General features: G+C 63.2%; 22 protein-coding genes. 13 read left to right on the top strand and 9 right to left on the bottom strand.

The annotated features are described in order from the left end of the window. Nucleotides 1–88: 88 nt before the first annotated feature. From G8767_RS11510 to tpiA, 10 genes are all read left to right on the top strand, one after another. Nucleotides 89–1,363, top strand: a complete 1,275-nt coding sequence (locus G8767_RS11510; protein WP_003944833.1) for a bifunctional 3,4-dihydroxy-2-butanone-4-phosphate synthase/GTP cyclohydrolase II — start codon at nucleotides 89–91, stop codon at nucleotides 1,361–1,363. Then, nucleotides 1,360–1,857 (top strand): 6,7-dimethyl-8-ribityllumazine synthase, encoded by a 498-nt coding sequence (gene ribH / locus G8767_RS11505; RefSeq protein WP_003944999.1) that lies wholly within the window; start codon nucleotides 1,360–1,362, stop codon nucleotides 1,855–1,857. Before G8767_RS11510 ends, ribH begins: the two co-directional genes overlap by 4 nt. Beyond that, a complete protein-coding gene (locus G8767_RS11500) occupies nucleotides 1,854–2,327 on the top strand; it encodes a PH domain-containing protein (RefSeq protein ID WP_007727982.1) in 474 nt (157 codons plus the stop codon). The genes ribH and G8767_RS11500 overlap by 4 nt, the downstream gene beginning before the upstream one ends. 74 nt (nucleotides 2,328–2,401) lie before the next feature. Further along, entirely contained in the window at nucleotides 2,402–4,594 is a 2,193-nt protein-coding gene (gene uvrC, locus G8767_RS11495; protein WP_095970194.1) for an excinuclease ABC subunit UvrC, read from the top strand. Beyond that, nucleotides 4,591–5,490, top strand: coding sequence for an RNase adapter RapZ (gene rapZ, locus G8767_RS11490; protein WP_172436543.1), 900 nt, complete (start codon nucleotides 4,591–4,593; stop codon nucleotides 5,488–5,490). The genes uvrC and rapZ overlap by 4 nt, the downstream gene beginning before the upstream one ends. Then, entirely contained in the window at nucleotides 5,487–6,545 is a 1,059-nt protein-coding gene (gene yvcK, locus G8767_RS11485; RefSeq protein WP_095970192.1) for a uridine diphosphate-N-acetylglucosamine-binding protein YvcK, read from the top strand. Before rapZ ends, yvcK begins: the two co-directional genes overlap by 4 nt. Continuing rightward, the gene (gene whiA, locus G8767_RS11480) at nucleotides 6,542–7,519 is read left to right on the top strand and encodes a DNA-binding protein WhiA (protein ID WP_021344225.1); all 978 of its coding nucleotides are present in this window, start codon (nucleotides 6,542–6,544) and stop codon (nucleotides 7,517–7,519) included. The genes yvcK and whiA overlap by 4 nt, the downstream gene beginning before the upstream one ends. 158 nt (nucleotides 7,520–7,677) lie before the next feature. After that, nucleotides 7,678–8,697: a type I glyceraldehyde-3-phosphate dehydrogenase gene (gene gap / locus G8767_RS11475; RefSeq protein WP_003944851.1), complete on the top strand. Its 1,020-nt coding sequence runs from the start codon at nucleotides 7,678–7,680 to the stop codon at nucleotides 8,695–8,697. A gap of 17 nt (nucleotides 8,698–8,714) precedes the next feature. Then, nucleotides 8,715–9,926 (top strand): phosphoglycerate kinase, encoded by a 1,212-nt coding sequence (locus tag G8767_RS11470; protein ID WP_003944901.1) that lies wholly within the window; start codon nucleotides 8,715–8,717, stop codon nucleotides 9,924–9,926. Between the two features lie 6 nt (nucleotides 9,927–9,932). Beyond that, on the top strand, nucleotides 9,933–10,718 hold the full coding sequence (gene tpiA / locus G8767_RS11465; RefSeq protein WP_019748390.1) for a triose-phosphate isomerase: 786 nt from the start codon (nucleotides 9,933–9,935) through the stop codon (nucleotides 10,716–10,718). 91 nt (nucleotides 10,719–10,809) lie between these two features. Here tpiA and G8767_RS11460 read toward each other — a convergent pair whose 3' ends face one another. Further along, entirely contained in the window at nucleotides 10,810–11,595 is a 786-nt protein-coding gene (locus G8767_RS11460; RefSeq protein ID WP_124568628.1) for a tyrosine-protein phosphatase, read from the bottom strand. Between the two features lie 209 nt (nucleotides 11,596–11,804). Between G8767_RS11460 and secG the strand changes: the two genes are divergently transcribed. The 3 genes from secG to G8767_RS11445 all read left to right on the top strand — a co-directional run bounded on the left by secG (nucleotide 11,805) and on the right by G8767_RS11445 (nucleotide 15,808). Continuing rightward, entirely contained in the window at nucleotides 11,805–12,038 is a 234-nt protein-coding gene (secG, locus tag G8767_RS11455) for a preprotein translocase subunit SecG (RefSeq protein WP_095970190.1), read from the top strand. Between the two features lie 103 nt (nucleotides 12,039–12,141). Next, nucleotides 12,142–14,916, top strand: a complete 2,775-nt coding sequence (gene ppc, locus G8767_RS11450) for a phosphoenolpyruvate carboxylase (protein ID WP_166810215.1) — start codon at nucleotides 12,142–12,144, stop codon at nucleotides 14,914–14,916. A 106-nt stretch (nucleotides 14,917–15,022) separates the two neighbouring features. Continuing rightward, a complete protein-coding gene (locus G8767_RS11445; RefSeq protein ID WP_166810214.1) occupies nucleotides 15,023–15,808 on the top strand; it encodes an oxidoreductase in 786 nt (261 codons plus the stop codon). Here the strand turns inward: G8767_RS11445 and G8767_RS11440 are convergent. The 8 genes from G8767_RS11440 to zwf all read right to left on the bottom strand — a co-directional run bounded on the left by G8767_RS11440 (nucleotide 15,795) and on the right by zwf (nucleotide 22,349). Then, nucleotides 15,795–16,307, bottom strand: a complete 513-nt coding sequence (locus G8767_RS11440; protein ID WP_240952157.1) for a hypothetical protein — start codon at nucleotides 16,305–16,307, stop codon at nucleotides 15,795–15,797. The two genes, G8767_RS11445 and G8767_RS11440, sit on opposite strands and share 14 nt — an antisense overlap. A gap of 121 nt (nucleotides 16,308–16,428) precedes the next feature. Beyond that, nucleotides 16,429–16,749 (bottom strand): TfoX/Sxy family protein, encoded by a 321-nt coding sequence (locus G8767_RS11435; RefSeq protein ID WP_166810212.1) that lies wholly within the window; start codon nucleotides 16,747–16,749, stop codon nucleotides 16,429–16,431. Between the two features lie 28 nt (nucleotides 16,750–16,777). Further along, complete coding sequence (locus G8767_RS11430) at nucleotides 16,778–17,371, bottom strand: AAA family ATPase (protein WP_240952156.1); 594 nt, start codon at nucleotides 17,369–17,371, stop codon at nucleotides 16,778–16,780. A 162-nt stretch (nucleotides 17,372–17,533) separates the two neighbouring features. Then, nucleotides 17,534–17,878: a DUF1801 domain-containing protein gene (locus G8767_RS11425; RefSeq protein WP_166810211.1), complete on the bottom strand. Its 345-nt coding sequence runs from the start codon at nucleotides 17,876–17,878 to the stop codon at nucleotides 17,534–17,536. 25 nt (nucleotides 17,879–17,903) lie between these two features. After that, complete coding sequence (locus tag G8767_RS11420) at nucleotides 17,904–18,824, bottom strand: SDR family oxidoreductase (RefSeq protein ID WP_166810210.1); 921 nt, start codon at nucleotides 18,822–18,824, stop codon at nucleotides 17,904–17,906. Nucleotides 18,825–19,163: 339 nt separating this feature from the next. After that, the gene (gene pgl / locus G8767_RS11415) at nucleotides 19,164–19,904 is read right to left on the bottom strand and encodes a 6-phosphogluconolactonase (protein ID WP_166810209.1); all 741 of its coding nucleotides are present in this window, start codon (nucleotides 19,902–19,904) and stop codon (nucleotides 19,164–19,166) included. Beyond that, nucleotides 19,897–20,805: a glucose-6-phosphate dehydrogenase assembly protein OpcA gene (gene opcA, locus G8767_RS11410; protein WP_095970270.1), complete on the bottom strand. Its 909-nt coding sequence runs from the start codon at nucleotides 20,803–20,805 to the stop codon at nucleotides 19,897–19,899. Before opcA ends, pgl begins: the two co-directional genes overlap by 8 nt. After that, nucleotides 20,805–22,349 (bottom strand): glucose-6-phosphate dehydrogenase, encoded by a 1,545-nt coding sequence (gene zwf, locus G8767_RS11405; protein WP_003944956.1) that lies wholly within the window; start codon nucleotides 22,347–22,349, stop codon nucleotides 20,805–20,807. Before zwf ends, opcA begins: the two co-directional genes overlap by 1 nt. Between the last annotated feature and the right edge of the window lie 4 nt (nucleotides 22,350–22,353).

The raw sequence follows: 22,353 nt of genomic DNA, 5'->3' as shown, positions 1-22,353 counted from the left end.
CGATTGGTCGTAGGGTTGTCAGTGCATCCGTCGGGTGCACTCGTTGTATTCGATGATGTGAATAGTCAAGACTTTGGAGTGCGAGCACGTGACCAGGTTCGACAGTATCGAGCGCGCAGTAGCAGATATCGCTGCAGGTAAAGCTGTTGTCGTCGTGGACGACGAGGATCGTGAGAACGAAGGCGATCTCATCTTCGCCGCCGAGAAGGCCACCCCGGAACTGGTGGCGTTCATGGTTCGCTACACCTCTGGCTACCTGTGCGTGCCGCTCGACGGTGACGATTGCGATCGGTTGGGCCTGCCCCCGATGTACGCCACCAACCAGGACAAGCACGGCACCGCGTACACGGTGACCGTCGACGCCCGTGAAGGAATCGGTACCGGTATCTCGGCGTCGGACCGCGCTGCGACGATGCGTCTGCTCGCCAACCCCGAATCCGGTGCCAACGATTTCACTCGTCCCGGCCACGTCGTTCCGCTCCGCGCGAAGGAAGGCGGAGTACTGCGTCGTCCTGGCCACACGGAAGCTGCAGTCGACCTCGCCCGCATGGCGGACCTGCGTCCCGCCGGCGTCATCTGCGAAATCGTCAGCCAGAAGGACGAAGGCGCGATGGCTCAGACCGACGAGCTGCGAGTCTTCGCCGACGAACACAACCTTGCTCTCATCTCGATCGCCGACCTCATCGCGTGGCGTCGCAAGCACGAGAAGCACGTGCTGCGCATCGCCGAGGCCCGCATCCCCACCCGCCACGGTGAGTTCACTGCTGTCGGCTACACGAGCATCTACGACGAGGTCGAGCACGTTGCGCTGGTGCGCGGCGACATCGCAGGCCCCGACGGCGACGGTAGTGACGTACTCGTCCGCGTTCACTCCGAGTGCCTCACCGGCGACGTCTTCGGTTCGCTGCGGTGCGATTGCGGCCCGCAGCTCGACGCCGCACTGGACATGGTCGCCCAGGAAGGCCGCGGCGTTGTCCTGTACATGCGCGGACACGAGGGTCGTGGCATCGGTCTCATGCACAAGCTGCAGGCCTACCAGCTCCAGGACGCCGGTTCGGACACCGTCGACGCAAATCTCGAACTCGGACTTCCTGCCGACGCCCGTGACTACGGCATCGGTGCGCAGATCCTCGTCGATCTGGGAATCTCGTCGATGCGTCTGCTGACCAACAACCCGGCCAAGCGTGTGGGTCTGGACGGCTACGGCCTGCAGATCACCGATCGCGTTCCGATGCCGCTGCGCGCGAACGCCGAAAACCTCACCTACCTGCGCACCAAGCGCGACCGGATGGGGCACGATCTGATCGGACTCGACGAGTACGAGGCGAACCAGAACACCGCACAGCCGGGAACCGCACTGTGAGCGGCGAAGGTCAGCCGCAGCTCGCGATCGCCGAAGCGAAGGATCTGAAGCTGGCGATCGTTGCCGGGCAGTGGCACGCGACGATCTCCGAGGCCCTGATCGCCGGCGCGCAGCGCGTCGCGCAGGAGGCACAGATCAAGGACGTGACGCTGGTCCGTGTCGCCGGTGCGATCGAACTGCCGGTCGTCGCGCAGGCATTGGCTCGCACTCACGACGCCGTCGTTGCTCTGGGCGTCGTCATCCGCGGCGGCACGCCGCACTTCGAGTACGTGTGCGACGCGGTCACCGCCGGTCTCACACGCGTCTCGCTCGACGAAAGCACTCCCGTGGGGAACGGTGTCCTGACGACCGACACCGAGCAGCAGGCTCTTGACCGGTCAGGGCTGCCGGGTAGCGTCGAGGACAAGGGCGCACAGGCCTGCGCCGCCGCGCTGGACACCGCAGTGACCCTGCGCCATCTCCGAGCACCATGGACCGAGGATTCGTTTCGATGAGTACACCCGGCGACAACGAGAACTGGGAACTGATTGCGTCACCGCGTAAGTCCACGCGGTACGCGATCGGAGTTGCGGTACTTCTGGTGATCGTTCACGTCACACTGGCACTCCTGCTCCGTCAGGGGTCCACCGGCGTGTACTTCCGTGCCGCGGACCAACTTGCGATGGCAGGCATCGGCACCATTCTGGCTCTCGGTGTGCTGATGTTGACGCGCCCCCGGGTCAAGGTGGGCAAGCAGGGAATCGCCGTCCGAAACATCCTGGGCGAGAAGATCGTCGACTGGGATCTGTTCGAGGGACTCTCGTTCCCCGACGGTGCCGCCTGGGCACGCATCGAATTGCCCGACGACGAGTACATGGCCGTGATGGCGATCCAGTCCAACGACCGCGAGTACGCCGTCGACACGGTCGGTAAGTTCCGCGAACTGGCCGACCGCTACGCACCGGTCGCGCACAAGAGCAACTGACGTCTTCCGACCGGTTCGGTGCCCGCATCCTGCGCGTTTCCGAGTCGGTCGGTGGCGGCGACTAACCTGAAACCGTGCCGGATCCCTCGACTTACCGCCCCGCTACCGGAACCATTCCGGCTGCGCCGGGCGTCTACAAATTTCGCGATCCGCATGGCCGGGTCATCTACGTCGGAAAGGCGAAAAGCCTCCGTTCGCGTTTGAACTCGTACTTCGCGGACGTCACGACACTTCATCCCCGGACACGGCAGATGGTGACAACCGCCGGCAGCGTCGAGTGGACCGTCGTCAGTACCGAAGTCGAAGCGCTTCAGCTCGAGTACAACTGGATCAAGGAATTCGATCCGCGTTTCAACGTGCGGTACCGCGACGACAAGACGTATCCGGTTCTCGCCGTGACGCTCAACGAAGAGTTCCCGAGGCTGTTCGTCTACCGCGGTCCGCGGCGCAAAGGTGTCCGCTACTTCGGTCCCTACTCTCATGCGTGGGCCATCCGCGAAACCCTCGATCTGCTGCTGCGAGTATTTCCCGCGCGAACGTGCTCGTCCGGAGTCTTCAAACGGCACAACCAGATCGGTCGTCCGTGTCTGCTCGGCTACATCGACAAGTGCTCGGCGCCCTGCGTCGGGCGAGTCAGCGCCGAGGAGCATCGACAGATCGTCGAAGATTTCTGCGACTTCCTCGCCGGCCGCACCGACAAGCTGGTCAAAGATCTCGAGAAGCGCATGCAGCAGGCTTCCGAGGATCTCGACTTCGAGACCGCAGCCCGTCTGCGTGACGACATCGGAGCCTTGCGCAAGGCGCTCGAGAAGCAGGCAGTCGTACTCGGTGACGGCACCGACGCTGATCTCGTCGCCTTTGCCGCCGATGATCTCGAGGCCGCCGTTCAGGTGTTCCACGTGCGCGGCGGACGCGTGCGGGGTCAGCGTGGATGGGTCGTGGAGAAGGCAGGTGACGCCATCGACTGGGCCGCACTCGACGCCGAGTCCGACCTGCCGATCCTGGTCGAACAGTTCCTCACCCAGTTCTACGGTGAGCAGGCGGCACTCGACCCGGGAGCGGGCTCCGAGGCCGGGATCAGCGCCGTTCCCAAGGAAGTTCTCGTGCCGGTCCTACCGGCAAACGCGACCGAGATCCAGGCGTGGCTGAGCAAGCTTCGGGGATCACAAGTGCAACTGCGGGTTCCGCAACGCGGAGACAAGAAAGACCTCGCCGAAACGGTCCAGAGAAACGCGAAAGAAGCTCTGGCGCAGCACAAGCTCAAGCGCGCCGGCGATTTCACTTCACGCTCCGCGGCGCTGCAGGGCATCCAGGAAGCACTGGACCTGGACTCGGCTCCACTACGAATCGAGTGCATCGACATCAGTCACGTCCAAGGAACCGACGTCGTGGCGTCACTGGTCGTGTTCGAGGACGGGCTCCCGCGTAAGTCGGACTACCGGCATTACGCGATCAAGGAAGCAGCCGGCGACGGTCACTCCGACGACGTGGCGAGTATCGCCGAGATCACCCGCAGGCGGTTCCTGCGACACAACCGCGACCTGGGCGTTCTCGCCGCGTCAGCGTCGACCATGGACGCGGACGGTGGGGATCTCGCTCCCGAAGCGGCGATCGACCCGGCGACGGGCAGGCCTCGGCGGTTCGCCTATCCACCCAATCTGTTCGTCGTGGACGGCGGCGCCCCTCAGGTCACGGCGGCAGCGGCGGTCCTCGACGAGCTGGGGGTCACCGACGTCGCGGTAGTCGGATTGGCCAAGCGACTCGAAGAGGTATGGGTACCGGGGGAAGAAGATCCGGTGATCCTTCCCCGAACGAGCGAGTCGTTGTACCTACTGCAACGCATCCGAGACGAAGCTCACCGATTCGCGATCACGTTCCATCGCAGCAAACGCTCGAGGCGGATGACGGCTTCGGCGCTGGACTCGGTCAAGGGGCTCGGTGAAACTCGTCGTACCGCTCTGGTGGCGCACTTCGGTTCCGTGGCAAAGCTGAAAACGGCAACGGTCGAGGAGATCATGCAGGTCCCTGGTATCGGTGAGACCACCGCCACAGCGGTTCTGGCCGCACTCGGAACGGATTCGGCCGCAGCCGATACGGGGGCTGAAGCTCGCGCGCTGCCCGCGCCGGTAGGGGATGATGAGCTGGACAAGGAATCCGAATCGTCTGTTACGTCTGCTGACGCGCCCAGCGCCGAATCCGGTAGCGGTGACGAGGGCTCCGAGTCGCGAGAATTGTCCATGCCGACGACGGGGCCGAGTGCACAGTGACTACCGACAGCGCCAAAGACAGTCGAACGATGGATTTCCTGCTGGTGACGGGATTGTCCGGAGCAGGTTTGAGTACCGCTGCCAAGGTGCTCGAGGACCTCGGCTGGTATGTCGCGGACAATTTGCCACCTGAGCTCATATCCCGAATGGTCGGTCTGAGCTTGACCTCCGATCCGCCGGTCGATCGTCTTGCCGTCGTGATCGACGTGCGGAGTCGACTCTTCACCGGCGACCTCGGTTGGGTGCTCACCGAACTCGAAGCGGAACCGATCCACACCCGGGTGCTCTACCTCGAAGCGTCGGACGACGTGTTGATCCGACGGTTCGAACAGGTACGCCGCAGCCATCCCTTGCAGAACGACGGCATCGACGGCACGTTGTCCGAAGGCATCGCAGCCGAGCGTCGCCAGCTGGCTGTGGTGAAGGCAGCCGCAGATCTGGTCATCGACACGTCGGCGTTGAAGGCGCATCAGCTGCGTCAGAAGATCGAAACCGCATTCGGAAACGACGCCAACCGCACGATGAAGGTGACGGTCCAGTCGTTCGGCTTCAAGTACGGCCTGCCGATGGACGCCGATCTCGTCTGTGACGTTCGCTTCCTGCCCAATCCCCACTGGATCCCCGAACTTCGTCCGCACACCGGTCAGGATGCCGACGTCCGTGATTACGTGTTGTCCCGCGAGGGTGCGGAAGACTATCTCGACACCTACCGGCATCTGGTGGATTTGACCATCGCCGGATATCGACGAGAAGGAAAGCGCTACATGACAATTGCAGTCGGGTGCACCGGCGGTAAGCACCGAAGCGTGGCCATGTCGGAAGCTCTCGCGAGGCGTTTGGGTTCCGAGGAAGACATCTCCGTCAGCATCGTGCACCGGGATCTGGGGCGCGAATGAGTGAACCTACACAGCGCACGTCTTCCGATCCGGCGATTGTCGCGCTCGGCGGCGGCCACGGATTGTTCGCCACCCTCCAGGCCGTCAGACGCCTGACGGTCGACGTCACCGCAGTGGTCACCGTCGCTGACGACGGTGGTTCCTCGGGTCGGCTGCGCGCCGAACTCGGCGTCATCCCGCCCGGTGACCTCCGGATGGCGCTCGCGGCCCTCGCGTCGGACGAACCCGAGATCGTCGACTGGACGCGGACCATCCAGCATCGCTTTGGCGGTGTCGGCGCACTTGCCGGGCATTCGGTGGGCAATCTCATCCTGGCCGGCCTCACCGAGGTGCTCGGTGATCCGGTCGTCGCGCTCGACGAGATGGCGCGGCTGCTGCGAATCCGTGGCCGTGTGCTGCCGATGTCGCCGATCGCGCTCGAGATCGAAGCCGACGTTCAAGGACTCGAAGAGGACCCCCGCGTCAGCCGCTGCATTCGTGGACAGGTCGCCGTCGCGACCACGCCGGGCAAGGTGCGGCGTGTGAGACTGCTCCCGTCCAATCCGCCCGCGTGCCCCGACGCAGTAACTGCGATCGATCGTGCCGATCTCGTGGTGCTCGGTCCGGGATCGTGGTTCTCGAGCGTGATCCCGCACGTCCTGGTACCCGAACTCGTCGAATCACTGTCGTCGACGAAGGCTCGAAAGGTGCTGGTGCTCAATCTCGCCCCCGAGCCGGGGGAGACCGCCGGATTCTCCGCAGAGCGTCACCTGCACGTACTCTCCCAACACGTGCCCGATTTCCGGGTCGACTACGTGGTGGTCGACTCGGCGTCGGTACCGGCCGGGCGTGAACGTGAACATCTGCAGCGTGCGGCGGATCAATTTTCAGCCGAAGTCAGGTACGCGGATGTCGCGGACACCTCACCGGGCGCAGCGCATGTACACGATCCGGCAAAACTGGCCGATGTACTGGCTGAACTGTCGAGCGGTGCGGCAGTAGGGGATTCGACACAGCAGTCCCTGCAAGAACAGCAGTCCGAGAAAGAACAGAGGGAGAACGCTTCGTGGCAATGACAGCGGAGGTCAAGGACGAACTGAGCCGGTTAGTGGTGACTCAGGTCAGCTGCCGCAAGGCAGAGGTCTCCGCGTTGCTGCGCTTTGCCGGTGGACTCCACATCGTCGGCGGCCGGGTGGTCGTCGAGGCAGAGGTGGATCTGGGCTCCACGGCGCGACGTCTGCGCCGGGAGATCTTCGACCTGTTCACCTACAGCGCCGACGTTCACGTACTCAGCGCGGGCGGGCTGCGTAAGTCCGCTCGCTACATCGTGCGCGTGGCGAAGGAGGGTGAGGCCCTCGCGCGCCAGACGGGATTGCTCGATCTTCGCGGACGCCCGGTCCGCGGCTTGCCCGCGCAGGTGGTCGGCGGAAGTGTCGGCGACGCCGAAGCAGCGTGGCGCGGAGCGTTCCTCGCCCATGGTTCCCTGACCGAACCCGGCCGTTCGTCGGCGCTCGAAGTGAGCTGCCCGGGCCCGGAAGCCGCACTTGCTCTGGTCGGTGCTGCGCGGCGTCTCGGGATTTCGGCGAAGGCACGTGAGGTGCGCGGAACGGATCGTGTGGTGATCCGTGACGGTGAGGCCATCGGCGATCTCCTGACTCGAATGGGAGCACAGGACACGCGTCTGGTGTGGGAGGAGCGACGGATGCGACGCGAGGTCCGCGCCACTGCCAATCGCCTCGCCAACTTCGACGACGCCAACCTGCGACGCTCGGCCCGCGCCGCCGTCGCAGCCGCTGCACGCGTCGAGCGTGCGTTGGAGATCCTCGGCGAGGACGTGCCCGATCACCTCGCGGCGGCGGGCGCACTGCGCGTCGAGCATCGACAGGCGTCCCTCGAAGAACTCGGCCAGTTGGCGGACCCGCCGATGACCAAGGACGCCGTCGCCGGACGTATCCGTCGCCTGCTGTCCATGGCTGATCGCAAGGCGAAAGAAACGGGCATACCCGACACCGAATCCGCAGTGAACGTGGAGCTACTCGAGGAGGGGTGACCTGCCCTCCGTCAGGGTGGGCTGCGCACGTTCGGGCCACGCGCATTAGGGTATGAGTCACATCGACCGATGAACCCCACGTCCGCGTCGTGCACACACGGATTCGGAGTATGCGTGGGTCAAGTTGCACACCAGAATCATGGTCAAAGGAGCGAATTGTGACTGTCCGGGTTGGCGTAAACGGTTTCGGCCGTATCGGACGTAACTTCTTCAGGGCGGTGGATGCGCAGAAGGCGCTCGGAACCACCGATATCGAGATCGTGGCAGTCAACGACCTGACTGACAACGCGACGCTCGCTCACCTGCTGAAGTACGACTCCATCCTCGGCCGTTTGCCGTACGACGTGTCGCTCGACGGTGACGACACGATCGTTGTCGGCGATCAGCGCATCAAGGCCCTCGCACACCGCGGCCCGTTGAACGAACTTCCCTGGGGCGAGCTGGGCGTCGACGTCGTCGTCGAGTCCACCGGTATCTTCACCGACGCCGCAAAGGCCAAGGGACACCTCGAAGCCGGCGCCAAGAAGGTCATCATCTCGGCTCCGGCCAAGGGTGAAGACATCACCATCGTCATGGGCGTCAACGACGACAAGTACGACGGCAGCCAGAACATCATCTCCAACGCGTCGTGCACCACCAACTGCCTCGGCCCCATCGCCAAGGTTCTCGACGACGAGTTCGGCATCGTCAAGGGTCTGATGACCACGATCCACGCGTACACCCAGGATCAGAACCTGCAGGACGCACCGCACGCAGACCTCCGTCGCGCCCGCGCAGCCGCCCTCAACATCGTTCCCACCGGCACCGGTGCAGCCAAGGCCATCGGCCTGGTTCTCCCGCAGCTGCTCGGCAAGCTCGACGGCTACGCACTGCGCGTGCCGATCCCCACGGGCTCGGTCACCGACCTCACCGCGAACCTGAAGAAGTCGGCCACTGCCGACGAGATCAACGCCGCGATGAAGGCTGCTGCCGAAGGACCCCTCAAGGGCATCCTCAAGTACACCGACGCACCGATCGTCTCTTCGGACATCGTCACCGACCCGCACTCGTCGATCTTCGACTCGGGTCTGACGAAGGTCATCGACGACCAGGTCAAGATCGTTTCCTGGTACGACAACGAGTGGGGCTACTCCAACCGCCTCGCCGACCTCATCGGCCTCGTCGCCAAGTCTCTCTGAGCGGAGTTTCGATAACAGTGGCAGTTCAGACGCTGAAGGATCTGCTGGACGCTGGGGTCGAGGGGCGCACCGTACTGGTGCGTTCCGACCTCAACGTCCCGTTGGATGGCGGAGAAATCACGGACCCGGGCCGCATCGTCGCGTCCGCTCCCACCCTGCGGGCTCTTGCCGAGGGTGGAGCGAAGGTCATCGTGACCGCGCACCTCGGGCGCCCAGACGGTCAGCCCGATCCCAAGTTCTCCCTCGCACCGGTTGCCGCGAAGTTGGCCGAAATCCTCGGTCGCAACGTGCAACTCGCCGGTGACGTCGTGGGACAGGACGCGCTGGCTCGTTCCGAAGGACTCACCGATGGTGACGTCCTGATGCTCGAGAACATCCGTTTCGACCCTCGCGAGACCAGCAAGGACGAAGCCGAGCGGGTCAAGCTCGCCAAAGCTCTCGTCGAGCTGGTCGGTGACGACGGCGCATTCGTCTCCGACGGATTCGGTGTTGTTCACCGTAAGCAGGCGTCGGTCTTCGACGTCGCGAAGCTGCTCCCGCACTACGCGGGCTACCTGGTCGGCGCCGAGGTCGAGGTGCTCGCCAAGCTCACGCAGGACGCAGCGCGTCCGTACGCAGTGGTGCTCGGCGGCTCCAAGGTCTCGGACAAGCTGGCCGTCATCGAGGCACTGGCACCGAAGGTCGACACTCTGGTGATCGGCGGCGGAATGTTCTACACGTTCCTCGCAGCTCAGGGTGTCTCGGTGGGCAATTCGCTGTGCGAAGAGTCCATGATCGAGACCTGCAAGGATCTCCTCGACCGGTACGCCGACGTCATCCACATTCCTCAGGATGTCGTTGTCGCGGACTCCTTCTCGGCCGATGCCGAGTCGAAGATCGTTCCGTTCGACAAGATTCCCGACGGCTGGATGGGTCTGGACATCGGACCGGAGTCGGTCAAGCGCTTTGCCGCGATCCTGACCGGCGCCAAGACGGTGTTCTGGAACGGCCCGATGGGCGTGTTCGAGTTCCCGAAGTTCGAGGCAGGCACCCGCGGTGTCGCCGAGGCAATCGTGGAGGCAACCGAGAAGGGCGCCTTCAGCGTCGTCGGCGGCGGCGACTCCGCAGCAGCCGTTCGTCAGCTCGGTATCCCGGACGAGGGCTTCTCGCACATTTCCACCGGTGGTGGCGCTTCCCTCGAGTACCTCGAGGGCAAAGAGCTGCCCGGCATCGCAGTACTGGAAGGCTGATCCGACATGGCACGTAAGCCGTTGATCGCCGGCAACTGGAAGATGAATCTGAACCACCTCGAGGCCATCGCCCTGGTGCAGAAGATCGCATTCTCCTTGCCTGCGAAGTACTTCGACAAAGTGGATGTCACGGTCATCCCGCCGTTCACCGACATCCGTAGCGTCCAGACGCTGATCGAGGGCGACAAGCTCCTCCTCACGTACGGCGCGCAGGATGTCTCGGCTCAGGACTCGGGTGCGTTCACGGGCGAGATCAGCGGCTCCATGCTGGCCAAGCTCGGTTGCACCTTCGTCGTGGTCGGTCACTCCGAGCGTCGCACCCTTCACGGTGAGACCAACGAGACCGTCCTCGCCAAGACCAAGGCTGCTCTCAAGAACGGCCTCACACCGATCGTGTGCATCGGTGAAGGCCTCGAGATCCGCGAAGCAGGCGATCACGTCGCCTACAACGTCGACCAGCTCAAGGGTTCGTTGGCGGGCCTGAGCGCGGAGGAGATCTCCAAGATCGTCATCGCGTACGAGCCTGTCTGGGCCATCGGCACCGGCCGTGTCGCTTCTGCCGCCGATGCACAGGAAGTGTGCGCTGCGGTACGAGCAACAGTTGCCGAACTTGCCGACGCCGAGGTCGCGGCCGGCGTTCGCGTTCTGTACGGCGGCAGCGTCAGCTCCAAGAACGTCGGAGAGATCGTCGGCCAGACCGACGTCGACGGCGCTCTTGTCGGCGGCGCGTCGCTCAAGGCTGACGAGTTCGCGACACTGTCTGCGATCGCGGCAGGCGGTCCACTCCCGTGATGTGATCGGGCAGTGAGCTGAAACTGCAGGACTCAAACTGCGGGCGTGTGACCGAGTAGGTCACACGCCCGCAGTTTTTGATTTGCCGGATTCAGCTGACGAGTTTGGATTCCAACGTTGTGATCAGTTCCGGAGCAAGCTCCAACCCTGAGGTCAGATAGTTCTCGACGGTCCCGTAGTGGTGCTCCACCTGTTCGAAGGCGGCATCCAGGTAACGTGCGTCGACGGAGAGCAGCAACCGGATCACCTCGCCCTTGTCGGTATCTGTGGCGTCGGCGATCTTCGCGACCGTCGCATCGATGTACCCGGCCGAGTACGTATTCGTGAGCAGGTAGTCCGCCATGATCGTTTCTCGCGGTACTCCGGCGAGTGTCTGCAGTAGCGCTGCCGCCCAGCCTGTTCGGTCCTTGCCTGCAGTGCAGTGGAAGAGTTGCGGCCCTGCGGTAGTCGCCAAGGCGGCGAACAACTGTGAGAATCCGTTACGTGTGACGGGGTCTACGACGAAGCTGCGATTGATGTTCTGCATGAAAGCTGTTGCAGCGTCAGCTGTTCGGATTGCCATCGCTTCGGCGTGGATGTTGCCGGACAGGATGGGAATGTGCGCGTACATCGCCGGCACGGGCACGATGTCGGGAGTTTCGCTCGCTTCGGTTTCGGATCGCACGTCGTAGACGGCGGTCAGCCCCAGTGATTCCACGATTGCAAGATCGTCGGGCGAGGGCGTGAGCACGTTGGCGCGGTAGAAGACGCCGCGGCTCATCGCCTGTCCGCTGGTCGTCACGTATCCGGGGCCGGCCACATCGCGGAAGTTGTGAATCGAAGCCAGACGCGGTGTGTCAGGCAAGGAAGTGTCAGGCAGGGTTGCGTCGGAGAGCATGGAGCGGGCCTTTCGGAGGTAGAGTCGCGTCTACTGAGAAACTACTGAATCGGTATCTCGACCGTGTGATCGATGCCACTGACCAAGAGTTGTGCCTGGCCGGGAGCAAAGTCATGCGCAAGGTGGGTGTGTGGTCAGGTTATCTGTGCGCGCCTGTATGGTGTTATCGGTTGTAGTTGTCCCTATTGGATTGGTGGACGTAGACAGACATGAAACTGTTCCTGGATATCCTGCTGGTCGTCACCAGCTTGCTCCTCATCGCCTTGGTGCTCCTGCACCGCGGTAAGGGCGGCGGTTTGTCGAGTCTGTTCGGTGGCGGTGTCCAGTCCAGCCTGTCCGGATCGACTGTTGTCGAGAAGAACCTCGACCGCTTGACTGTTTTCACCGCGTTGATCTGGCTCATCTCGATCGTCGGCATCGGCCTGGAGATCAAGTTCGCCTGATTCTCGTCACATGACTTACAGCCGGTAGTTCGTCACCCACGAATTTCAGACACGGAACCCCGCCTATCGAGCGGGGTTCTTTGTTTCGGTCGATAATTGTGTGATGACTGAAACCGCGTCGCATCGAGAAACACCGCGAGAGGCCACCGAGCCGCTGCGCGAAGACATCCGGCTTCTCGGCGGAATACTCGGACAAATAGTGCGAGAGCAAGCCGGCGACCATGTGTTCGATCTGGTCGAGCGAGCCCGCGTCGAGTCGTTTCGTGTCCGTCGGTCGGAGATCGACCGTGCCGAACTGGTTTCGCTGTTCGCCGAAATCAGTACGGACGACGCCATTCCCGTCATCCGGGCGTTCAGTCACTTCGCACTGCTCGCCAACCTGGCCGAGGACATCCACCGCGAGCGTCGACGGGCCATCCACGTCAACGCGGGTGAACCGCCCCGCGACAGCACTCTCGCGGCCACGTACACCAAACTTGATGCAGCCGATATCGACTCGGCCACCGTCGAAGAAGCACTGCGGGGCGCCCTGGTCTCGCCCGTCATCACCGCTCACCCGACGGAGACTCGACGCCGCACGGTGTTCGAGACGCAGAGTCGGATCACCGAGTTGATGCGATACCGCGAGCGCACGGCGCTGAGCGTCGCCGAAACCGCTGACGTCGATCTGCAATTGCGCCGCCAGATCCTTACCCTGTGGCAGACGGCTCTGATCCGGCTCAGCCGCCTCCGTATTCAGGATGAAATCGAGGTAGGCCTGCGTTACTACGACGCGGCGTTGTTCGAGGTGATTCCGAAGATCAATGCGGAGGTCCGCAAAGCTCTGCGCACGCGTTGGCCGGACGCCGGACTTCTGCCGCAACCGATCCTGAGGCCGGGTTCGTGGATCGGCGGTGACCGCGACGGCAACCCGTACGTGACCGGCGAAATCGTCCAGCGCGCCACGTCGCGCGCCGCGGCAACTGCTCTCGAGCACCATCTCGAGGAACTCGAACATCTCGAGCGTGAACTGTCGATGTCGGCGCGCTTGGTGTCCGTCACCCCCGAACTGGATCTGCTGGCGTCCACCTCCGGCGACGATTCCGCCTTCCGGGCCGATGAGCCCTACCGTCGCGCCATTCGCGGTATCCGCGGGCGATTGAGCGCCACTGCACTGTCCGTGCTGGGGGAGTTGCCCGCCCACGGCTCCGATGACGGTCTCGAGGCGTATACCGATCCGGCACAGTTGCAGCGGGATCTCGGCATCATCGACACCTCGCTGCGTCGTTTCGGCGACGAGACCATCGCCGACGATCGACTCGATCGGCTCCGAGAAGCGGTGGAGGTGTTCGGATTTCACCTGTCCGGTCTGGACATGCGGCAGAACTCCGAGGTCCACGAAAGCGTCGTCGCAGAGCTTCTGGCGTGGGCCGGAGTTCACCCGGACTACGCGTCGTTGCCGGAAGCCGATCGAGTCGAACTGCTGTCGGCCGAGTTGACGACGCGGCGACCGCTGACTTCGCCGGACGCCGAGTTCAGTGAATTGACCACCAAGGAACTGGCGATCATGGCGGCCGGAGCCAAGGCAGTGCGGGTTCTCGGAGCGGGCGCAGTACCCAACTACATCATCAGCATGTGTACCTCGGTCAGTGACATGCTCGAAGCTGCGGTGCTGCTCAAAGAGGTCGGGGTGCTCGATCCGGGCGTCGGTAGCGAACCCTCCTGCCCGATCGGCATCGTCCCGCTGTTCGAGACGATCGAGGATCTGCAGGGCGGCGCCGACACGCTACTGGCGACTCTGGACATCCCGATCTATCGCGCCATCGTCCGATCTCGCGGTGACAGTCAGGAAGTGATGCTCGGGTACTCCGACTCGAACAAGGACGGCGGGTATCTCGCCGCCAACTGGGCGCTGTACCGTGCCGAACTCGACCTCGTCGATGCCGCGCGTAAGAGCGGAATCAGGTTGAGGCTCTTCCACGGCCGCGGCGGAACCGTGGGACGTGGCGGCGGACCGAGCTACGAAGCGATTCTCGCGCAGCCTCCCGGTGCAGTCGCCGGTTCTCTGCGCATCACCGAGCAGGGTGAGGTGATTGCGGCCAAGTACGCCGAACCGCGCCTGGCGCATCGCAACCTCGAAACACTCATCGCCGCGACTATCGAGTCGACGTTGCTCGACGTCGAAGGACTTGGCAGCGACGCCGATGCGGCCTACGCGGTGTTGGACGAGTTGGCGGCCCTCGCTCGTGCGGCGTACAGCGAATTGGTGCACGACACACCAGGATTCGTGCAGTACTTCGAAGCGTCGACACCGGTCGCCGAGATCGGGGCACTCAACATCGGTTCTCGCCCGGCCTCTCGCAAGCAGACGAAGGCGATCTCCGACCTGCGTGCCATTCCCTGGGTGCTCTCGTGGAGTCAGTCTCGCGTGATGCTTCCGGGGTGGTACGGCACCGGCGCCGCGTTCGAACGATGGATCGACGGGGACGACACTCGGCTCGCCACGTTGACGGCCCTGTACGAGAAGTGGCCGTTCTTCCGAACCGTGCTCTCGAACATGGCCATGGTGATGTCGAAGTCGGATCTCGGTTTGGCGGCCCGTTACGCGGACCTCGTGCCCGACGCCGAACTACGCGATCGAGTCTTCGGAATGATCACCGACGAGCACGAACGCACGATTCGCATGTACAAGGCGATCACGGGCAACGAGAACCTCTTCGCCGACAATTCGGGACTCGAGCGTTCGGTCCACAATCGGTTCCCGTACCTCGAACCTCTCAACCATCTACAGGTCGAGCTGATCCGCCGGTACCGTTCCGGCGACGAGAGCGATCAGGTGCGTCGGGGGATCCAGCTGACGATGAACGGCCTGGCCACCGCACTTCGTAACAGTGGCTAGGTGTAACAGCGGCTGGTTCTGCAGGTTTACCGAGGTGTGCGTGCGGCGACTCTAGAGCCGTCGCACGCACACCTACCGCTGCGCGCAGGACCGAACGGGGACCGCAGTGGATCTGCAATTGAACGGAAGAACTGCCGTGGTCACCGGCGCGGGAAAAGGCATCGGGTTGGCCGTCACGCGCGCACTGGTAGCCGAGGGTGTTCACGTAGTTGCCGGTTCTCGGTCTCTCTCGCCGGAACTCGAATCGCTGCAGTCCGGCGGCGCCGTCACCTTTGTCGGCGTCGATCTCGCGAGTGCCGAAGGATCAACCCGACTACTCGAGGTTGCAGCAGCTAGGGGCGGCGTCGACATTCTGGTCAACAACGTCGGCGCCGTCACCCCGCGAACGAGCGGCTTCGCGGCCATCACAGACGAAGAGTGGGTTTCCTCGTTCAATCTGACGTTCTTGTCGGCTGCACGCACAGTTCGCGCTGCGCTGCCGCAGTTGATCCGCCGAGGTGGCGGGAGCATCGTGACGATCAGTTCGGTCAACGCGTTCTTGCCTGACCCCACGGTGATCGACTACAGCGCCGCGAAAGCGGCGTTGACCAACTTCTCGAAGTCGTTGTCGAAGGAACTCGGCGGGAAGGGGATTCGCGTCAATACCGTCAGCCCTGGTCCGGTGCAGACGGAGTTGTGGCTCGGCGAGCACGGAGTGGCCTCGACGCTGGCGAAGGCGAATGGTTCAGCCGCCGACGATATCGTCGACAGTGCCGCCGCCGGCGCCGAGACGGGCCGATTCACTTTTCCCGAAGAGGTAGCGGACCTGGTGTTGTTCCTCGCCAGCGATCGCGCGGGGAACGTGACGGGCGCGGATTTCGTGATCGACGGCGGGTTGATCAAGACCTTGTGATCATTGCTGCCTGGAACCTGATCATGTGCGCGACGGTCGACGAGGTGATGCACAGGATCACGCCGGACGCGATGACCACCCACAGTCCCCACCCGATGGACGGTCCGGCGGTGTGCCCTGCAGCCTCGGTGCTACGCCGCACAATGGACGCGGCGTTTCCGACGGCAACGATCAAGACGGCGATTCCCACCAGCGGTCCCGTGCAGTGATTCTTCATCTCGGGGGTGACGTCTCGAACCATGAGGGCGATCAGCGCGGTCACCGCGCACAGGGCGAGGGCGAGAGTGATCACTCCGCATTCGTCGATACCACTGTGGTCGAGGGCGGAGGACGACGTCCACGGGCCGAGGCTTCCGGCGACGATCCCGGCGCACGCCCACAGCGATCCGATGAGGCTAGGTCCGAAACGATCGGGCATGAGCGAGGGAACCGCGTGGGTCGTCGGCCTCTGAAACCCGAAGGCGCGTTGGTGATCCGGCTGATTGGGTGTGAACGTCACGCGACGGACCACCTTTCCTCCGCGCCGTCGAGGCGCCCAATCCGATGCTTTTCCGGAGTCTAAGGGCCGCCCAGTTCACTTTTGCCGAATCGACCGAAATTGCTCGAGGCGGCACTACCGGTCAGTGAACGAAGTCCAGAGCTTCCTTGATCCACGCATCGAACTCGACGTTCGAACTCGTACCCGTTCGGTCGACCACGATCCATCCCTTGCTCATCGGCTTACCCCGCATCTCGGGCCAACTCGCACCCTTGTGGGTCAGGAGCTCATCGACTCGATCGGGGTCGCAGCGAACCATGATGTTTCCGTGTGAGTTCGCGCTGGCGGCCAGCTTCCCGTTGACCATGAAACTCAGGCCACCGAACATCTTGACTTCTTCGACGTCGTCCTCGCCCGAGAGCGCGTCGCGGATACGCTCGGCCAACGCTTTGTCGTATGCCATGGAGGCCTCCTGGGGGTGGAGTTCCAGGTTAGATCAGGTGGCGCAGGTACGTCTGCGGGTCGTGCAGGAATCGCTGCCAGTTCGAGACGAGGTCGAGGTCCTCCCAGGCTGCACTCCTGATTCCCCATTCGCCGATCTCGAGCAGATTGGCGTTCGGCAGCGCCGCGATGATCGGCGAGTGCGTCGCGATCAACGCCTGCGCGCCGGATTCCACCAGCTCGCCAAGCAACGCGGCCAGCGTCAAAGTTCCTTGGAAGGAGAGTGCGGCATCGGGTTCGTCGATGAGATAGAAGCCGCCGTCCGAGGTCCTCGACGACAGGATCTCGAGCAGCGCCTCACCGTGGGAGAGGTGATGGTAAAGCGGTTCAGGTCGCCTGGGATTGGGGTTGTCCTCCAAATACGTGTACAGCCCGTGCAAGGTTTCGTCTCGGAGGTAGTACGCCCACTTCGATGCGCCGGGACTCCGCTCGACCACAAGGTCGAGGCCGCCCGGTTCACTCGATCGAGTCTGATGCCGCGTATTGGTCGACCCGCCTTCGGCATTGAGACCGAGAACGGCGGCAAGAATTTCGATGACGGTCGACTTTTCTCGCTCCGTTTTCGCCGACCAGAATGGTGACACCCGGTGGAAGTTCGAGACCGTCCTGAACGATCTGCGCAACAGCGGGCACCGTCATCGGCCAGCTGCCTACATCAGCGCCTGACGATGTCCCGGCTTTGATGCGTCGGATGGGTTGTCTCTGCACGGCCATACGCTCTCACAAGGCTCCGACGGGAACTGGAGCTAGTGGCGCTGCGCGAGCAATTCGACGATTCGGGCCACGAGGTCGAGAGGGATCGGTTTGTTCAGCGGGAACTTCACCGTTGATTTCGCAGCCCGGTACGGGTCGACGGACTTCTCGAACTCTGCATCACCTGCCGGGAGCGGGTACATCGAGATGTGGTGTTTCCAGCCTGCGAAGTGAACCAGATTCTTCCCGTTCACTCTCATGGTGGGCATCTGATAGCTGATGGTTTCATCGAGGCCGGGAACGGTGTTGTGGATCGTCTCGCGGATGCTCTCGAGGACTCGTTGCTCGTCGGCGGGAAACGACGCGATGTATTGGTCGATCGTCGCGAATTCGGCCATGAACGGATCTTAATCACAGTCGGATTCAGTTGGCTCGCCAAAAATCCGGTCGGCTGCCGTCGGTGTCGGTGAACCCGTATTCCGTTCCGAGTTCGCCTGAACTGACCGATCGCTGATTCCATCGCTTCCGATTCGGATCGGCGGCGAGGGCGGCGATCGCACGTCCGATGAATCTTGGTGACTCGGAGCGGGCAAAATCCGCAGGCGCAGTCGGACCATCTCGAACCGGCAACAAAGCGTCACGCCAATTCGATTCGCCGACACCGAAATTGTCGAGCATCATCTCTGATCGCAGGAACCCTGGAGTGATGGCGACGGCAGTACAGCCGAACGGGGCAAGTTCGTGGCCTTGCGAAAATGCAAGCCTGTTCACGGACACCTTCGCCAAGTCGTAGAACACCGAGATGCGATAGTTCGACGCGTTGTATTCGGTAGTGCCGTCGGTTATCTCGGCGACGAGTCCGCCTGGCCGATCGATCATCAGCGGCAGGAGGTGGTGCGACGTGGTGATGTGGGTGTCGATCGCCAGACGCAAGATGTGAAAGCCCTTGTCCAGATCGAGTTCCCATACCGGCGTGTTCCACTCCGCCGGCCCACCCTTGAGCAGTTCCGCGCCCCAGATGTCATTGACCAAGATGTCGATATGTTGATAGTCAGCACGCAAGCGTTCGGAGAGATCAGTCACTTGTTTGCTCTCGAGATGATCGACGGCAATCGGCACGCCGACGCCGCCGAGTTCGGTGACAAGCTCTGCCGTCTCTTCGATGGTTTCGCCGCGCGGATAGTCCGACTGAAGTATTCCGGCAGATGTGCTCCGGCCAGTGCAGATGACGGTTGCACCGGCCTCGCCCAAGGCTGCGGCGATCCCGCGTCCGGCGCCCCTCGTCGCCCCGGCAACAACAGCAACTCGCCCGCGAAGTGCGTCCGGATTCGGTGTCCACGACATTGTTCGATTGTTCTCGCCTGGATTGCTTCGTTCAAGAGCGAGGGCGCTCAGCGGAACCGAACCGTACTCCGCGGCGTCCAAGGAAGTAATTGCTCGAAGAACGAGACAGGGAGAGAAATGAATCGTTGTGTGGGTCAGAGTGCCCGTTGGAGAAGTGGAATCTCGGGATTGAGTTCAGTTGCATCCAAAGGGAATTCGCCTCTGATCCGGACTCGTCTTGTAGTCGGGACTTGCCACTGTGAGAACACCCTCGATGCACCTCCGGGCCGGGAATCGCCTGAAGACGATTCCCGGCCCGGTGTGAAATCAGATCCGTGAAATCAGATCCGTGAAATCAGATTACGGAAGCTGCGAGGCGGCGTCCGTGTCGAGGAACCAACGTGTCGCAACCAAACCGGTGGCACCGGCTGACGGCCAGTCTTCGGCGGAAGCACCTCCGACGGCTTCGGCAACGGCCTCGGCCTTTGCAGCGCCGGAGACGAGTAGCCAGACCTCTTTGGCTCGCCGAACAGCAGGCAGCGTCAGCGTGATACGAACCGGCGGCGGCTTGGGGGAGTCCGTCACCGCGACCACGAAACGCGCTTCTTCGCGAACAGCATCGGTGTGCGGGAACAGTGAGTTGACGTGCCCTTCGTCGCCCATACCGAGCAGGTGCACGTCGAACGTCGGAACCTGATTGCCGTGCGCCTGAGCACCCAGCAGTTGTTCGTACGCCGTCGCCGCACCGTGGGGATCACCGTCGTAGATACCGTCGGATGCAGCCATCGGGTGCACCCGGTCGGGATCGACCGCGACGTGATCGAGGAGTGCCTCACGTGCCTGCACTTCGTTCCGCTCGGGATCGCCGGACGGCAGGAACCGCTCGTCGCCCCAGTACAGATCGATCTGCGACCAGTCGATGTCGCCGGGTGCCGCACGCAACTTCTCGAGAAGTGCGATGCCGGTTCCACCGCCGGTCAGCACGATGGACGCGACTCCGCGAGCTTTCTGGGCGTCGACGATGGTCGTGACCAGGCGTGCGGCAGCAGCATCGACCAGTTTGCCTGCGTCGGAAAACTTCTCTACGACAACTTCACTCATAGGTCACCTTCTCCAGTCCTGCCAGCGCTTCTTCGTAGATCTCGTCTGGATCGAGTCGACGCAATTCCTCGGCGAGGCAATCGCGTGTCTCTCGGCGCCCCAGAGAAACCAACGCGTCAGGCTGACCGGTGCGGATCAAGGTTGCAGTCGTTCCCTCCTGCGGACGACTGATGGAGATGCTGCGGGTCTCGAGCTTCAACTCGACCGTCAGCTCACCCGTACGCCGGATGACCGGACCGTCGATCTTGGCTGCCAGCCAACCGGCGAGAATATCCAGTGCCGGTTCGGTTTTGAGACCGGAGACCACTGCGGAGGTGATCTTCTCGTGCGGCGGCTGATCGAGAGCCGACGCGAGCAGAGCGCGCCAATAGGTGACGCGACTCCAGGCGAGATCGGTGTCACCGGCGGTGTACGACGCGAGTCGACCCTTGATGGTGGCAGTCGGATCGGGCGCGCCGGTGGCATCGGTGATACGCCGTATCGCGAGCCTCCCGACGGGATCCTTGGCCGGAATCTCAGGTGCCTCAAGGGGCCACCAGGCAACAACCGGTGTGTCGGGAAGCAGGAACGGGATGACGACGCTGCTCTCGTGATCGGCCAACGGACCGTAGAGGCGCAGCACCACGACCTCCGAGGCGCCGGCGTCTCCGCCGACACGGATCTGAGCGTCGAGTCGAGGCTCACTCTGCTCATCACCACGCAGAAGCACGATGACGCGGCAAGGGTGCTCTCGGCTTGCCTCGTTGGCAGCCTCGATGGCTTCCTCGGCATTCCCGGTGTCCCTGGTGCAGACGACGAGCGTCAACACTCGCCCCAAGGTGACAGCGCCGCCGGTCTTGCGGACCTCGACCAGTTTTTTGCTGACCTGGACCGTGGTGGTGGACGGCAAATCGAGAATCACTAGGGTCGCCTCCATTCGCGTCCGGTGCGTTGCATCATTTCGTCCGCAGACGGGGGTCCCCACGTTCCGGCCTCGTAGGGTTCCGGCTTACCGCCGGCTGCCCAGTGTTCGAGGACGGGATCGAGGATCTCCCAAGACAATTCGACTTCGGCATTGACCGGGAAGAGAGACGGCTCGCCGAGCAACACGTCGAGGATGAGTCGCTCGTACGCTTCCGGTGACGACTCGGTGAAAGCCTGACCGTACGAGAAGTCCATGTTGACGTCACGGACTTCCATGCTCGATCCGGGGACCTTCGAACCGAACCGCATGGTGACCCCCTCGTCGGGCTGCACCCGGATGACCAGAGCATTCTGGCCGAGGTCTTCGGTCATCGTCTTGTCGAACGGCAGGTGCGGTGCACGTTTGAACACCACCGCGATCTCGGTGACGCGACGGCCGAGTCGTTTGCCGGTACGCAGGTAGAACGGCACACCTGCCCAGCGGCGGGTGTCGACCTCGAGGGTGATGGCGGCAAAGGTCTCCGTGATGGAGTCCGCTGCGAAGCCGTCTTCTTCCAGGAGCCCGACCACGGGCAGCCCGCCCTGCCAGCCGCCCGCGTACTGGCCGCGGGCGGTGGTCTCGTCGAGGGGCTCGGCGAGGCGAGTAGCGGAGAGGACCTTGATCTTCTCCGCCTGCAAGTTGAGCGGCTCGAAGCTGATGGGTTCTTCCATCGCCGTGAACGCGAGCAACTGCAGCAGGTGATTCTGGATCACGTCGCGGGCTGCGCCGATGCCGTCGTAGTACCCGGCACGGCCACCGAGGCCGATGTCCTCGGCCATCGTGATCTGGACGTGGTCGACGTAGTGCGCGTTCCAGATCGGATCGAACAACTGGTTCGCGAAGCGCAGAGCCAGGATGTTCTGGACGGTTTCCTTGCCGAGGTAGTGGTCGATACGGAAGACCGTGTCCTCGGGGAACACCTTGTTGACGACGGCGTTCAGTTCGCGAGCGCTCTCGAGGTCGTGACCGAACGGCTTCTCGATGACGACTCGCCGCCACTGACCGTCCTCGGCCTGCGCGAGGCCCGACGCCGACAGCTGCTCGAGCACCTGAGGAAACGCGTTGGGCGGAATCGCAAGGTAGAAACCGTGATTGCCGCCGATGCCACGCTCGTTGTCGAGCGTGGCCAACGTGTCGGACAGGTTCTGGAAGGCCTCGGCCTCGTCGAAACTGCCCTCCACGAACCGGATGCCTTCGGCGAGCCGCTCCCACACGTCCTGACGGAACTTGGTGCGAGCGCCGTCCTTGACTGCTTCGAGGACGACGTTCGCGAAGTCCTCGTCCGTCCAGTCACGCCGGGCGAACCCGACCAGTGCGAATCCGGGCGGCAACAGTCCACGGTTGGCGAGGTCGTAGATGGCGGGCATGAGCTTGCGCCTGGCAAGGTCGCCGGTAACACCGAAAATCACCAGGGCGCAGGGCCCCGCAATGTGCGGAAGCCGTTTGTCGGTGCTGTCCCGAAGGGGGTTCACCCAATCTGATGCCGCCGCGGAATCGCTCACAGGC

It is taken from the genome of Rhodococcus sp. IC4_135 (assembly GCF_011602025.1).
Classification (GTDB): Bacteria; Actinomycetota; Actinomycetes; order Mycobacteriales; family Mycobacteriaceae; genus Rhodococcus_F; species Rhodococcus_F baikonurensis.
Note: the sequence above shows the minus strand (reverse complement) of the source record. Positions and strands in the feature narration are given on the sequence as shown.